The 14,263-nt window shown below is 73.0% G+C and carries 11 protein-coding genes and 1 pseudogene; 3 read left to right on the forward strand and 9 right to left on the reverse strand.

Going from position 1 to position 14,263, the window contains the following annotated elements; all coding sequences use genetic code 11:
- Positions 1-67: 67 nt before the first annotated feature.
- Entirely contained in the window at positions 68-1,447 is a 1,380-nt protein-coding gene (gene der, locus RB614_RS30780; protein ID WP_308716190.1) for a ribosome biogenesis GTPase Der, read from the reverse strand.
- A gap of 133 nt (positions 1,448-1,580) precedes the next feature.
- Positions 1,581-2,267 carry a (d)CMP kinase gene (cmk, locus tag RB614_RS30785; RefSeq protein WP_308716191.1) on the reverse strand — a complete coding sequence of 229 codons (687 nt, stop codon included), beginning with the start codon at positions 2,265-2,267 and terminating at the stop codon, positions 1,581-1,583.
- Between the two features lie 139 nt (positions 2,268-2,406).
- Here cmk and RB614_RS30790 point away from each other — a divergent pair, with 139 nt between their 5' ends.
- Genes RB614_RS30790 through RB614_RS30800 form a run of 3 tightly spaced genes read left to right on the forward strand, consistent with a single transcriptional unit; the run spans position 2,407 to position 5,228 of the window.
- Complete coding sequence (locus RB614_RS30790; RefSeq protein ID WP_308716192.1) at positions 2,407-3,300, forward strand: DMT family transporter; 894 nt, start codon at positions 2,407-2,409, stop codon at positions 3,298-3,300.
- 10 nt (positions 3,301-3,310) lie between these two features.
- A complete protein-coding gene (locus RB614_RS30795) occupies positions 3,311-4,333 on the forward strand; it encodes an ROK family protein (RefSeq protein WP_308716193.1) in 1,023 nt (340 codons plus the stop codon).
- 4 nt (positions 4,334-4,337) lie between these two features.
- Entirely contained in the window at positions 4,338-5,228 is an 891-nt protein-coding gene (locus tag RB614_RS30800) for a TIGR03619 family F420-dependent LLM class oxidoreductase (RefSeq protein ID WP_308716194.1), read from the forward strand.
- A gap of 15 nt (positions 5,229-5,243) precedes the next feature.
- On the opposite strand, the gene RB614_RS30805 is transcribed toward RB614_RS30800, so the two are convergent.
- From RB614_RS30805 to ald, 7 genes and pseudogenes are all read right to left on the reverse strand, one after another.
- Complete coding sequence (locus RB614_RS30805) at positions 5,244-5,990, reverse strand: phosphotransferase family protein (protein WP_308716195.1); 747 nt, start codon at positions 5,988-5,990, stop codon at positions 5,244-5,246.
- A gap of 651 nt (positions 5,991-6,641) precedes the next feature.
- Positions 6,642-7,403, reverse strand: a complete 762-nt coding sequence (locus RB614_RS30810; protein ID WP_308716196.1) for a pseudouridine synthase — start codon at positions 7,401-7,403, stop codon at positions 6,642-6,644.
- Positions 7,390-8,169, reverse strand: a complete 780-nt coding sequence (gene scpB / locus RB614_RS30815) for an SMC-Scp complex subunit ScpB (RefSeq protein ID WP_308716213.1) — start codon at positions 8,167-8,169, stop codon at positions 7,390-7,392. The genes RB614_RS30810 and scpB overlap by 14 nt, the downstream gene beginning before the upstream one ends.
- Positions 8,170-9,677: 1,508 nt before the next feature.
- Positions 9,678-10,706 (reverse strand): annotated as a pseudogene (locus tag RB614_RS30820) (segregation and condensation protein A); the annotation flags it as partial.
- Between the two features lie 41 nt (positions 10,707-10,747).
- Complete coding sequence (locus RB614_RS30825; protein ID WP_308716197.1) at positions 10,748-11,677, reverse strand: ParA family protein; 930 nt, start codon at positions 11,675-11,677, stop codon at positions 10,748-10,750.
- Between the two features lie 314 nt (positions 11,678-11,991).
- On the reverse strand, positions 11,992-12,921 hold the full coding sequence (locus RB614_RS30830) for a site-specific tyrosine recombinase XerD (RefSeq protein WP_308716214.1): 930 nt from the start codon (positions 12,919-12,921) through the stop codon (positions 11,992-11,994).
- Entirely contained in the window at positions 12,918-14,033 is a 1,116-nt protein-coding gene (gene ald, locus RB614_RS30835; RefSeq protein ID WP_308716198.1) for an alanine dehydrogenase, read from the reverse strand. The genes RB614_RS30830 and ald overlap by 4 nt, the downstream gene beginning before the upstream one ends.
- Positions 14,034-14,263 lie beyond the last annotated feature (230 nt).

Raw genomic sequence — 14,263 nt, forward strand, 5'->3', positions numbered from 1 at the left:
GGTACAGCGTAGCGCAACCGCCGCCCGGACGCGCGCACGCCCCACCGGCCACCCGGCGGGGCACAGCTCAGCCGTGTGCTTTGCCTCGGCCGCCGGGGCCGGTGCGTTTGCGCGGGCGTACCGACACCTCGACCGGGCTGCCGGCGAAGCCGAACTCCTCGCGGAGCTTGCGCTCGACGAACCTCTGGTAGCCCGCGTCCAGCGGCCCGGTGGTGAACAGCACGAAGCGCGGTGGCCGGGTGCCCGCCTGGGTGGCGAAGAGCACGCGGGGTGCCCGCCCGCCGCGGACCGGGTGGGGGGTGGCCTGTACCAGTGCGGTCAGCCACTGGTTGAGCTGCCCGGTCGGTACCCGGGTCTCCCAGCTCTCCAGGGCCGTGCGCAGCGCGGGCGCCAGCTTGTCGACGGCGCGGCCGGTCCGGGCGGAGATGTTGACGCGCAGCGCCCAGGGGATGCGGCGCAGCTCGCGGTCGACCTCCTTCTCCAGCTGGTAGCGGCGGTCGTCGTCGACGAGGTCCCACTTGTTGAACGCGATGACCAGCGCCCGCCCGGCCTCCACCACCATGCCGAGGATGCGCTGGTCCTGCTCGCTGATCGGCTCGCTGGCGTCCAGCAGTACGACGGCGACCTCGGCGGCCTCGATGGCGCCGGCGGTGCGCAGGCTCGCGTAGTACTCGGTGCCGCTGGCCCGCCCGGCCCGTTTGCGCAGGCCGGCGGTGTCGACCAGCTGCCAGGTCTCGCCGCCGATCTGTACCAGGCTGTCGACCGGGTCCACGGTGGTGCCGGCGACCGAGTCGACGACCGCGCGTTCCTCCTTGGCCAGGCGGTTGAGCAGGCTGGACTTTCCGACGTTGGGGCGGCCGACCAGGGCGACCCGGCGCGGGCCGCGCTCCCCCGGCTCGGTGACCGGGGGTGGCTCGGGCAGCGCCTCGAGTACGGCGTCGAGCAGGTCGCCGGAGCCGCGGCCGTGCAGGGCGGAGACCGGGTACGGCTGGCCGAGGCCGAGCGACCACAGGCCGGCCGACTCGAGCTCGATGGCCTGGTTGTCGGCCTTGTTGGCGACCAGCAGCACCGGCTTGGCGCTGCGCCGCAGCATCTTGACCGCGGCCTCGTCGACGTCGGTGGCGCCGACCGTGCTGTCGACGACGAAGAGCACCACGTCAGCGGTGGCGACGGCCGCCTCGGCCTGGGCGGCGATGGCGGCGGCCCGGTCCTTGGCATCCGGCTCCCAGCCGCCGGTGTCGACCACCGTGAACTGGCGGCCGGACCAGTTCGCGTCGTAGGGCACGCGGTCGCGGGTCACCCCGGGGGTGTCCTCGACCACCGCCTGGCGGCGGCCGATGATGCGGTTGACCAGGGTGGACTTGCCGACGTTCGGCCTGCCGACGACGGCCACGACGGGCACCGGACCGGTGAGCGCCTCCTCCTGCGGGACAGCCTCGAGACTCACGCCGCCCCTCCAGGAAAGCCACTGTCGAAAAGGACGCCGCCCGGGAGGACACCGTCAGACCAGGCGCCGCCCAACGGGGCGCCGCCGGAAAGGCCACCGCCGCGCGGGCGAAGGGCCACACGATCGAGAACGCTCACACCACACCGCCGAACGAGCGGTCGAGCATGCCGCGCAGGCGGGTCACGACCTCGTCGATACCCAGCTCGGTGGTGTCCAGGACGACGGCGTCCGGCGCCTGCTGCAGCGGGTCGGCGGCGCGGGTGGAGTCGAGGCGGTCGCGGCGGTCCAGGTCGGCGGCGGTGAAGGAGAGGTCGGCCGCGTTTTCCGCGCTGCGGCGCCGGGCCCGGGCGTCGGCGGAGGCCGTCAGGTAGACCTTGAGGTCGGCGTCGGGAGCGACCACCGAGCCGATGTCGCGGCCCTCGACCACGATGCGGCCGGCGGCCGCGATGATCTTGCGTTGCTGGGCCACGAGCAGCTGGCGCACCCACGGCACGGCCGCCACCGCGGACACCGCGGCGGTCACCTCGGGGCCGCGGATCGCGCGGTCGACCGGGGTGCCGTCCACCCGCGTGTACGGCGCGTCGGGGTCGGTGCCGACCTCCACCTCGATCTCACCGGCGACCTTGGCGACCGCCTCGGCGTCCTGCGGGTCGGTGCCGGAGGCGAGCGCGGCCCAGGTCACGGCCCGGTACATCGCGCCGGTGTCCAGGTACTGCGCGTACAGCGCCGCGGCGAGCCGGCGGGAGACGGTGGACTTGCCCGAACCGGACGGGCCGTCCACGGCCACCACACACCGCCCGGACCCCACCATCTGTGACACCACGCCTCCTCGCGCAGGACAACCAAAATCCACCCTCAATCATGCCCGGTCGCCCGGACACGCATGCCAGCGCCACCGTGTACCGCCGGGTTGCGCCCGTTTGGGTACCCTTCCCCAAGATCGTCTGAAGGGAGCGTGGATGCCGTACGGCGCGGTGCTCGTGATGGCCGCGGCCGTGCTCTGGGGCACCACCGGGACGGCGCAGGCGGTCGCCTCCTACGACGGGTCGCCGCTCCCGCTCGGCTCCGCCCGGCTGGTCGTCGCCGGCCTGGTCTTCGCCGGCATCCTCGCCGCCCGCGGGGCGCGGAAGGTGCCGTGGCGGGCCGCGCTCACCAGCCGCCGTACCGTGGCCGTCGTCCTGCTCGGCGCGGCCTGCGTCGCGGCGTACCAGCCGGCCTTCTTCCACGGCGTACAGCGGACCGGTGTGGGCGTCGGCACCCTCACCGCGATCGGCTCGGCGCCGGTCTTCGCCGGCCTCGGCGCGCTGCTGGCCGGCCACCGCCCCGGCCGGCTCTGGTGGCTGTCGACCGCGACCGTGCTGGTCGGGCTCGGGCTGCTGCTGCGCGGCGGCGGCGCACTCCACGTCGACCTCGCCGGCGTGCTGGCCTGCCTGGTCGCCGGCGCCGCCTACGCCGCGTACACCGCGACCAGCAGGTGGCTGCTGCTCGCCGGGGTACCGCCGACCACGGTGCTCGCGTTCCTCTTCGCCGGCGGGGCGGCGCTGCTGCTGGTCTCCTCACCGGCGGCGAACATCGCCTGGCTCACCCGCCCGGACAACCTCTGGCTCGCCCTCTACCTCGGCGTGGTGGCGACGGCACTGCCGTACCTGCTGTGGGTGGCCGGGCTGGCCTCCGTCCGCACCTCGACCGCGGCCACGCTGAGCCTCACCGAGCCGCTGACCGCGGCCCTGCTCGGCTGGCTGCTCCTCGACGAACCGGTCACGAGCACGGGCCTGGCCGGGGCGGGTCTGGTGATCGCCGGACTCGCGGCCACGGCGGTCCGCCGCTCCCCCGTTCCCGCTTCGAGTCCGTAGGATCATTCTCGTGCGACCCTCAGCGACTGGTGTCGTCGTCGGCCTCGACGTCGGCGGTACGGCCACGAACGCCACGGTGGTGGACCAGACCGGCCGGTTCCTGGTGGACCGGCTCGTGGAGACGCCGAGCTGCGTGCTCGACGGCCCACCCGCGGCGCTCGACGCCCTTGCCCGCTCGGTCGACGTGGTGCTGGAGCTCACCGGCACCGACCCCGGCACGGTGCGCGCGGTGGGGCTGGACACGCCCGGCCCGTCCAGCGCCGACGGCGTGCTCTCCGCCAAGGGCGCGACCAACTTCGCGCTCCCGGAGTGGTACGGCTTCGACATCCGCGGCGCGCTGGAAAAGCGGCTCGGGCTGCCGGTCGTCTACAACAACGACGGCAACGCGGCCGCGCTCTACGCGCACGTGGTCCACTTCGGCGCCGACGCGCCCCGCCGCTCCTCGGTCTCCGCGATCGTCGGCACCGGGCTCGGCGGCGGCGTCATCGAGTCCGGCCAGGTCGTCAAGGGCGCCACCGGGATGGCCGGCGAGCTCGGCCACGTACACATCCCGATGCACGGGCTGCTCGCCGACGGGCAGACGCTGCCGGCCTGCAACTGCGGCTTCTCCGGCGACGTGGAGAGCGTGGCGTCGCTGACCGGCATCGTCAAAAACCTCCTGCCGTACTGGCTGACCCGCTACCCCGACCACGAGCTGGCCGGCGTGCCGATCAAAGAGGCGGCCAAGCTGGTCCGCGGGCTCGGCGAGCGGGGCGACGAGCTGGCCCGCGAGATCTTCGAGCAGCAGGCGATGGCGCTCGGCCGCCTCTTCACCATCGCGGCCAACTTCACCGACCCGCACGCCTACTTCGTGGGCGGCGGCGTGGTCGAGGCCGCCCCGGACTTTCGCGACTGGTTCCTGGACCGGGTGCGGGCGCACACCCTGCTCCGCGCCGAGCAGGCCAAGGTGACCACGTTCGCGCTCGTACCCGACCTCGACATGGCCGGGGCGCGCGGCGCCGCGCTGGCCGCGCTCGGCCCGGTGGCGGCCTGATCGCGTGACGACGAAGCTGGGCGTCTTCATCCCCAACTTCGGGCCGCACGCGACGCCCGACATCCTGCACGGCTGGGTGCGGTTCGCCGAGTCGCACGGCTTCGACCTGGCGATGACCTCCGACCACGTGGCGCCCACACCGGACGTCACCGCCCTGTACCCGTCGCCGTTCTACGACCCGTTCGCGACGCTGGCCTGGCTGGGCGGGCTCACCGAACGCCTCGAGCTGGGCACCACCGTCGCGATCGTCCCCTACCGGCACCCGCTGCTCACCGCCCGCATGGCCAACAACATCGACCAGTTCACCGGCGGCCGGTTCATCCTCGGGGTGGGCGTGGGCTGGTCGGAGGCGGAGTTCGCCGCGGTCGGCGCGCCGTTCCGGGAGCGGGGGCGGGTGACCGACGAATACCTGGCGGCCATCACGGATGCCTGGACCAACGACGTGGTCTCCCTCGACGGCGCCTACGTCACCTACCGCGACGTCACGACCGGCCCGCGCGCCGCCCGCGCGCCGCACCCGCCGCTGTGGGTCGGCGGCTGGGGCCCGACCGCGATCCGGCGCACGGTCCGCTTCGGCGACGCCTGGCACCCCAACCAGCTCGACCTCGAACGGGTCCGGGCCACGCTGCCCATGCTGCGCGCGGAGGCCGAGCGGCAGGGGCGGCCGGTGCCCGCGTTCTGCCCGCGGATGCGCGCCCAGCTCACCGGCGGCGACCTGCTGGAGACCGGCCGCCCCTTCGGCCGCGGCAGCCTCCGCCAGATCCGCCGCGACCTGGCCACCCTGATCGAGCTCGGCGCCGCCTATGTGGTCCTCGACCCGCTCGCCGACAACCCCCACGACCGCGTCTGCCCCGACCGCGACTGGGAGACGCTCGCCGCCGTGGTCGCCCCCTGACCCTTTGGAGCCGCCTCACATCCGGGATCTCAACACGTCGAACTCACAGCCGGGCAGGGACGGGTCGAAGCCGTGCTCGACCAGCCAGCGGGCCGCCACCAGGCTCCGCCACGACCACCACCCGCGGATCACGTCGAGGTCGACATCGGTGCCGTAGCCGGCGACCACATCGTCAAGGTGCTCCTCGTGTCCGAGCGTCAGGACGGCGAGGTCGTACAGGGCGTCGCCCTGGGCCGCCTCGGACCAGTCGATCACACCGGTGATCTCGTCGTCGTCGACGAACACGTGGGTGATCTGCAGATCGCCGTGCGTGAACACTGGTTTCCACGGCCGCAGCGCGGCCTCGGCGACCTGGCGGTTACGGTTGACCACGTCCGTGGGAAGGACACCGTTCGCGACGAGCCACTCGCATCCGCCGTCCAGGCGCGAGGCGAGTTCGTCGAGGCGCCGACCGGGCCACGGCGGCAGGGGCGCGTCGTGCAGCGTCCGCGCGGCCGCACCCGCCGCGGCCCACGCCGCCGACGACGCGGGCGACGGCTCGCCGAGGCGGCCCAGTGCCATCCCGGGCAGGGCGGCGAGCGCGAGCACGGGTGGCTTGCGCCACAGCACCCGCGCGGTCGGGATCGGCGCCAGAGCCATCGCCTCGACCTCGACGTCGGTGCGCGTCTGATCAGCGTCGATCTTCAGGAACACATCACCGACCCGCAGGGTCGCCCGCTCGTCATGGGCGACGACGACCCTGACCTCTTCCACGCCGGCCATTATCGCGAGCCGACCATCGACGCCGCCCGGGTTTATCGGCTGGCTCTGCGGCGGGTCGGCTCCGCGAGAAGCTCTCGAGCTGCCCGCACAGGCGGGGCACTGTGGCCCTGGCTACGGCCAGGCACCACGATCGGCCCGACCCGCCGCAGGCAGCCGCAACCGCCGTCACATCAGTGCGGTGGCCACTAACCTTTGCCGGCTTCGCCGGGCCCGGGTGATCGGCGGCCTTCGGCCGCCGGTCACCCGGTGAACGTTGGTGGCCACCGCACTAGATGCCACTCACGCTAGTTCGATCAAGGCTGTGGGCTGGACGCGCTCAGGAGCGCCAGCCCGTCGCCCGGCCCGGGCGGGTGGTCGAGATCGTGGTACGCAGCTGCCCCCGGGCGGGCCGATTCGTACCATGATCTGCTGGGGCCCACGGCCCGGAAGCGGCAAAGTCCCTGACATTGCTGCTTCCGCCCGTCGATGAGGCAGCAAAGTCAGGGACTTTGTCGGGATCTTGAAGGCGCGCGGCGGGGGCGGTGGATGGTTGTGCGAACGCGGAGGGTGAGGCCGTGGGAACGCACCCCCAAGAAAACGCTCCACGTTTCCTCGGGGAACCCGCGCAACGGTCCGGACCACCGCGGACGTCGCGGTAGCTCGGATCTGTCTTTAGCTCTGGTGCTCCTCGACCGAGCTTTGGCCCTGGCGCTCTTCGACGGAGCGGAAGAGGGACGCGACCTCGGGGTTGGAGAGGCGGCGGGTGCGGCCGACCTTGAGGTCGCCGAGCCGGATCGGGCCGATCGCGGTGCGGACCAGGCGGGAGACCGGGTGGCCGACCTCTTCCATCAGGCGCCGGACGATGTGCTTGCGCCCCTCGTGCAGCGTGATCTCCACTTGGGCCGTGCGGCCGAGCGTGTCGACCACCTTGAACGCGTCGGCCCGCACCGGCCCGTCCGCCAGCTCGACGCCGGCCAGCAGCCGCCGGCCGAGCGCGCGGGGGATGGGGCCGGCGACCTCGGCCAGGTAGGTCTTCGGGACCCCGAACGACGGGTGCATCAGCCGGTGGGCGAGCGTGCCGTCGTTGGTGAGCAGGAGCAGCCCCTCGCTGTCGGCGTCGAGGCGGCCGACGTGGTAGACGCGCTGTTCGACGGTGCCGAGGTAGTCGGAGATCGCCTCGCGGCCGCGCTCGTCGGCCATGGTGGAGACGACGCCGCGCGGTTTGTTCATGGCGAGGTAGACCAGGCGGGTGTCGGCGACGACCCGCTGCCCGTCGACGTAGATCTCCGCGGTCTCCGGGTCGACCTTGTCGCCGAGGCGGGCCACCCGCCCGTCGACCACGACCCGCCCGCGCGCGATCAGGTCTTCGCTCGCCCGCCGCGAACCCACGCCGGCCGCGGCGAGGACCTTCTGGAGGCGCTCACTGGTTGGCATCGGCGATCTCTTCCACGTCGTCGGGCAGGAAGGGGGCGAGCGGGGGTAGGTCGTTGACCGAGTTCATGCCGAGCTTTTCCAGGAACAGCGTGGTCGTCCGGTACAGGAACGCGCCCGACTCCGGCTCCGTGCCACACTCTTCCACCAAACCCCGCGAGACCAGGGTACGGATGACGCCGTCACAGTTGACACCCCGGATCGCCGAGATCCGCGAACGGGTCACCGGCTGCTTGTAGGCCACGACCGCGAGCGTCTCCAGGGCCGCCTGGGTCAGCCGCACCGACTGCCCGTCGAGGACGAAGCGTTCGACGTAGGGTGCGTACTCGGGGCGGGTGTAGAGCCGCCAGCCGCCCGCCACCTTGCGCAGGTCGAAGCCGTGGCCGGCCGCCGTGTACCCCTCGGCGACGGTGACGAGGGTGGCCGCGATGCGCTCGGTGGGCTGTTCGAGGATCTGCGCGAGGACGATCTCGGTGACCGGCTCGTCGACCACGAGGAGGATCGCTTCGAGGGCGCCCTTGAGCTCGCTGTCGTCGATGAGGGCGAGCGCGGACTGCTCCGCTTTTCCTTCGGGCGTGGCTTCCCCTTCGGAGCTGGCATCCGCCGCGGAGCTGGCTTGCCCTTCGGAGCTGGCTTGCCCTTCGGGGGTGGCTTCCGCCTCGGAGCTCGCTTCCCCTCCGGGGGTGGCTTGCCCTCCTGGGGTGGCTTCTGCTTCGGAGCTGGCTTCCGCTTCGGGGGTGACGTCCGCCTCGGATCTGGCTTCCGCCACGGAGCTGGCCTGCCCTTCGGGGGTGGTGTCGGGGCTCTGCGCCGCTTCCTCGCGGGGAACGGTGGCCGGAGCTGCCGTGGCTTGCCGGTCCACAATGGACTCGGTGGCGGCGTCCGTCGCCGCCGCGGGTTCGGGGGGTCCCGCTTCCGCGGGCTCGGCCGGTGCGGGGGCGTCCACCGGTGTGGCCTGTAGATCCGCCGCTGGCTCGGACTCCGCGACCGGCTCGTCCTCCACCGGCGGCTCCGGCTCCGCGACCAGGTCAGGCTCGCTGGTCGGGCTGGGCGCGGCGGTCGGGTCGGTGTCGGCGGTCGGATCGGTGTCGATCGAGGGCTCGGTCTCGGCCGCCGGGTCGGCGCTCGCGGCCGGCTCTGGCTCGTCTACGGGCGTGGGTTCGATCGAGGGCTCGGACACCGGGGCGGACCGGCCGGCCGGCGCATCGTCCACGGGCACGGCCGCCGCGGGCAGTTCGGCTTCCGGGGCTGGCTCGGACTTCTCGGCCACATCGGACCCCGCGGCCGGGTCGGGCTCACCGGCCGGGTCGGCTTCCGGCGACGGGGCGGGCCCTGCGGCTGGCTCGAACCTTCCATCTGAGGCGGAGCCGCCGGCCGGGTCGGCGTCGACCGAGGGAGCAGCCACCGGCACCGGCTCGGACCTTCCGGCTGGGACGGAGCCGCCGGTCGGGTCGGCGTCGACCGAGGGATTGGGCTCCGGGTCTGGCTCTGCCGCAGACGCGTCGGGCGCCGGCTCGGGCTCGTCTTGCGGCTGAGGATCCGCGAGCGACGAAGGGGCCGCGGACTGGTCGGGCTCGGTGGGGGTCGAGGGCTCCGCCGCGGCGCTGGGCGGCGCTGCCGGGTCGTCGACCACGACCGGCTCGTCGGCCACGATCCGCTCGTCGGCTGCGATCCGCTCGTCGGCTGCGGCCTGCGAAGGCGTGGGCGCCGCCTCGGACTCCGCGGGCGGGCCGGCCTGCGCCGGCGGTGCCGGCTCGGGCTCGCTCGACGGTCCGGCGGCGGGGGCGTCCACCGCTACCGGGGCGTCGGTGGCGGGAGTGTTCGCCTCCGACTGCTCGGTGTCTACATCGGACCCGGCCGGCGGTGAAGGCTTGGGGCGGTCCCAGGGTGGGACCCACGCGGCGGCCTGGTCGGCTAGCGTCTCGCGCCGCTCGTCACCCGTCACTGCGGCTCCTTCACATCATCACCGGAGGACCCGCCATCATCGGCGGCCGATGGCCCGCCGCCAGCCGATCGCCCGCCATCAGCGCCGCCAGCACCAGCGGAAGCGCCACCAGCACCAGCGGAAGCGTCGCGAGCGCCAGCGGAAGCGCCACCAGCACCAGCGGAAGCGCCGCGAGCGCCAGCGGAAGCGCCACCAGCACCAGCGGAAGCGCCGCGAGCGCCAGCGGAAGCGCCACCAGCACCAGCGGAAGCGCCGCGAGCGCCAGCGGAAGCGCCACCAGCACCAGCGGAGGCGCCGCGAGCGCCACCAGCACCAGCAGAAGCGCCGCCAGCTTCAAGAGCGGCGGCATCCGCGTCGGGAGGAGAGGCAAGGCCCGCACCGGGAGGGGCGGCGGCCGCGCCGGACGAGGCGGCGCCCGCGTCAGGGGCGGCGTCGGAAGGGGTGGCGTCTGGGTCGGTGGGGGTGGGCGAGCCGGCGTACTCGTCGATGTCCAGGTCGCCGCCTGCGTCGTCGCCGCCGGTCCAGCGGACGGTCAGCTCTCCCAGCGCCTGTACCTGGACGAATCCGACCAGGCCCTCGCGGTACAGCTCGAGCAGCGCCAGGAACCTCGCGACCACCTCGAGCGTGGACTGGCAGTCGGCGCAGAGTACGCGAAATGTGGCGGTCCCGGCCAGCCGTAGCCGGTCGCGCAGGAGGGCGGCGTGCTCGCGGACGCTGACCCGTACGTCGTGCACGTGGGCGATCGACACCACCGGTACCGGTTTGGGGGTCATGGCCTTGATGGCGAGGCGGAGCAGGCGTTCGGGGCCGATGCCGAGCACGAGGTCGGGCAGGGCTTCGGCGTAGCGGGGTTCGAGGGCGACGGCGCGCGGGTAGCGGCGGGCGCCGGCGGTCTCCAGGGCCGCGATGTGCGCTGCGGCCTCCTTGAACGCCTTGTACTGCAGCAGCCGCGCGAAGAGCAGGTCGCGGGCCTCCAGCAGCGCGAGGTCCTCCTCGTCCTCGACCTGGGCGGCGGGGAGCAGGCGGGCGGCCTTGAGGTCGAGCAGGGTGGCCGCGATGATGAGGAACTCGCTGGCCTCGTCGAGATCCCAGCCGTCGCCCATCGCCCGGATGTACGCGATGAACTCGTCGGTGACCTTGTGCAGCGCGACCTCGGTCACGTCCAGCTTGTGCTTGCCGATCAGCTGGAGCAGCAGGTCGAACGGGCCGGTGAAGTTGGCCAGCCGCACGGTGAACTTACCCGAGCCAGCGCCGTCGGCACCGAGAGCGAGACCGCCGTCAGCAGCGGGAACGGCGCCAGCGCCGTCGTCAGGCTCGGGGACGACGGGCGCAGCGTCAGGCGACACCGGCACCGAATCCATCACCTGACCGTATTCCACGGTCGACGTCATCGCCCGGCAGGCTACCTCTCCGCCTGTGCGGCGATGACCTCGCGGGCCAGCTGCCGGTAGTTGCGCGCACCCGATGAGGCCGGGTCGAGCGTGGTGATCGGGGCGCCGGCCACCGTCGACTCGGGGAACTTGACCGTCTTGGTGATCACGGTCTGGTAGACCTTGTCGCCGAACGCCTCGACCACCCGCTGCAGCACCTGGCGGCAGTGGGTGGTGCGGCTGTCGTACATGGTGGCGAGGATGCCCTCGAGCTCCAGGTCGAAGTTGAGCCGCTCGCGCACCTTGTCGATCGTGTCGAGCAGCAGCGCCACGCCGCGCAGGCTGAAGAACTCGCACTCCAGCGGGATCAGCACGCCGTGCGCCACGGTCAGCGCGTTGATGGCGAGCAGGCCGAGGGAGGGCTGGCAGTCGATCAGGATGTAGTCGTACTCCTTGCGGACCGACTTGAGCACCCGGGCGAGCGCCATCTCCCGGGCGACCTCGTTGACCAGCTGGATCTCGGCGGCGGAGAGGTCGATATTGGCCGGGAGCAGGTGGAGGCCGGCCACGTCGGTCTTGATGAGCACGTCGTCGACGGTCACGTCGTCCTGCATCAGCAGGTTGTAGACGGAAAGGTCGAGGTTGTGCGGGTTGACGCCGAGGCCGACCGAGAGCGCGCCCTGCGGGTCGAAGTCGACCAGCAGCACCTTGCGCCCGTACTCGGCGAGCGCGGCGCCCAGGTTGATGGTCGTGGTGGTCTTGCCCACGCCACCCTTCTGGTTGGCCATCGCGACGATCCGCGCCGGACCGTGGCGGTCGGTCGGCATGGGCTCGGGGATGGGGCGGCGCATCGTGTAGGCCGCGGGGTCGGCCGGACCAAGCTCGGCGCCGAGGTCCATCGCACTCTGCTCCGCGCGCAGCGTCGAGGTCCACGACTCGACCTGCTCACCGTTACCAGCCATGGCCTTGTGCGCCCCCTCCCGACGACTGCTCGGCGCCGGAGTCGACCGAACCCCCGCTGCGCCGCCACACGAGCCCGGGCCGTTGCCCGACTGTACGCCACTTCCCTGCTCACGGCCGGGGCGACACTCCGGCCTTGGGCGGCCGCTCCACACTAACCAACGCACGGGCCCGGTGGTGGACACGGGGCCACCCGGGACGGCAAGCGACCCCCTCCACCGGGGAGGGGGTCGGCCGTCGCCGCTCATCGTTTGCGGGATGACTGAGCGGTGAGTCAGCTTAACGCCGGCTGAGCTGGACCTGCGGCAGGACACGCCTAGCGGGCGCGGGGATGGGCTGTGGCGTACACCTCACGGAGCCGTTCGACCGTCACCAATGTGTACACCTGGGTGGTGGTGACCGACGCGTGGCCGAGCAGCTCCTGCACGACCCGCACGTCCGCACCCCCGTCCAGCAGATGCGTGGCGTACGAATGACGGAGCGTGTGCGGCGACACCGCTCGCGGCCCCTCCACCGGCAGCCCCGCCCGCCCGGCGGCGCGGTGCAGGATCGTCCACGCGCTCTGGCGCGACAGCGGCCCGCCGCGCGCGTTCAGGAAGACGCGGGGGGTGCCACGGCCGGCCGCGGCCAGCTCGATCCGGGCGCCGGTGAGATAGGCGCGCAGCGCGTCGCAGGCGTACCCGCCCATCGGCACCAGCCGGGTGCGCCCGCCCTTGCCGTGCAGCAGTGCGGTCCCCTCGTCCAGGTCGAGGTCGTCCACGGCGGCACCCACGGCCTCCGAGATGCGCGCCCCGGTGCCGTAGAGGAATTCCAGGAGCGCGCGGTCGCGTACCTCCAACGCGCTGGCCTCGCCCGCGGCCGCGAGCAACCGTTCCACATCGGACACGTCCAGGGCCTTGGGCAGCCGGCGGGGCGGGACCGGCGGGCGGACGTCCCGGCTCACGTCGTCGGCCACCAGGCCTTCGCGCACCGCGAAGCGGTGCAGGCCGCGCACCGCGGACGCCGCGCGGGCCGCCGACGCCGCCGACAGCGGCGGGTGATCGGGGTCGCCGCCCCGCAGGGCGGCGACATAACCCGAGACATGGCCGGGCGTGACCGACTCCAGGTCCGCCACGCCACCCCCGGCCAGAGTGGTCACATACCGGTCAAGATCCCGCCGGTACGACGAGAGCGTGTTCGCGGAGAGCCCCCGCTCGACGGTCAGGTGGTCGAGGTAGGTGCGCACCGCCTTCGCCAGGTCGGCTATCTGAGAACCTCCTCCAGCGGCACGCTCGCCATCCCGTGCGCCTCGGCCACCGGCCCGTAGGTGACGTGGCCGTCGTGCGTGTTGAGGCCGTTCGCGAGCGCCGGGTCGCGCCGCAGCGCCTCGCGCCAGCCGTGGTTGGCCAGCTCCAGCGCGTACGGCAGGGTGACGTTGGTCAGCGCGTACGTGCTGGTGTGCGGCACCGCGCCGGGCATGTTGGCCACGCAGTAGAAGACCGAGTCGTGCACTTTGTACACCGGGTCGGCGTGCGTGGTCGGGCGCGAGTCCTCGAAGCAGCCGCCCTGGTCGATGGAGATGTCGACCAGCACGCTGCCCGGCTTCATCCGCGAGACGAGCTCGTTGGAGACGATCGTCGGGGCCTTCGCGCCGGGCACGAGCACCGCCCCGATCACCAGGTCGGCGTCGAGGACGGCACGCTCCACCTCGTACGCGTTGGAGGCGACCGTCTGCAGGTGCCCCTGGTAGATCGCGTCGGCCGAGCGGAGCTTGTTGATGTTGCGGTCGAGCAGCAGCACCTCGGCCTGCATGCCGAGCGCGATCGCCGCCGCGTTCATGCCGGAGACGCCGGCGCCGACGACCACGACCTTCGCCGCGTACACGCCGGAGACGCCGCCCATCAGCACGCCGCGGCCGCCGCCCGAGCGCATCAGGTGGTACGCCCCGACCTGGGGCGCGAGCCGCCCGGCCACCTCGGACATGGGTGCGAGCAGCGGGAGCGCGCGGTCGGCGGTCTCCACCGTCTCGTACGCGATGCCGGTCACCTTGCGGTCCAGGAGCGCGTCGGTGCACTCCTTGGAGGCGGCGAGGTGCAGGTACGTGAACAGCACCTGCCCGGGCCGCATGCGCTGGTGCTCCTCGGCGATCGGCTCCTTGACCTTCAGCACCAGTTCCGCGGTGCCCCACACGTCGTCCGCCCCGGGCAGGACCCGCGCGCCCGCCGTGGCGAACTCGTCGTCGGTGATCGTGGAGCCCAGGCCGGCGCCGGACTCGACGTAGACCTCGTGACCCGCGCGGACGAACTCGTTGACGCCCGCCGGGGTGATCGCCACGCGGTACTCGTGGTTCTTCACCTCGCGTGGGATTCCGACCTTCACGTTGCCAGTACCTTTCCCCGGGGCGGCGCCCCCGGGCTTCGGCCGCGACGGCCCCGTTGCCGCCGCGATTCCGCGCCGCTGTCACGCTCTGTCGCCTTACCCGCCGGCACCTTTCGTGGCCGGCTGCGGCTTTTGCCCCACCGCTGGTCGCGATGGGTCCCGCCGTCGGCGGCAGTCTAGGGCCGCTTGGTTTCCGGGATCAGGCGACATGATGACAGTCGGTGAATACC

It is taken from the genome of Phytohabitans maris (assembly GCF_031085175.1).
Lineage (GTDB): Bacteria > Actinomycetota > Actinomycetes > Mycobacteriales > Micromonosporaceae > Phytohabitans > Phytohabitans maris.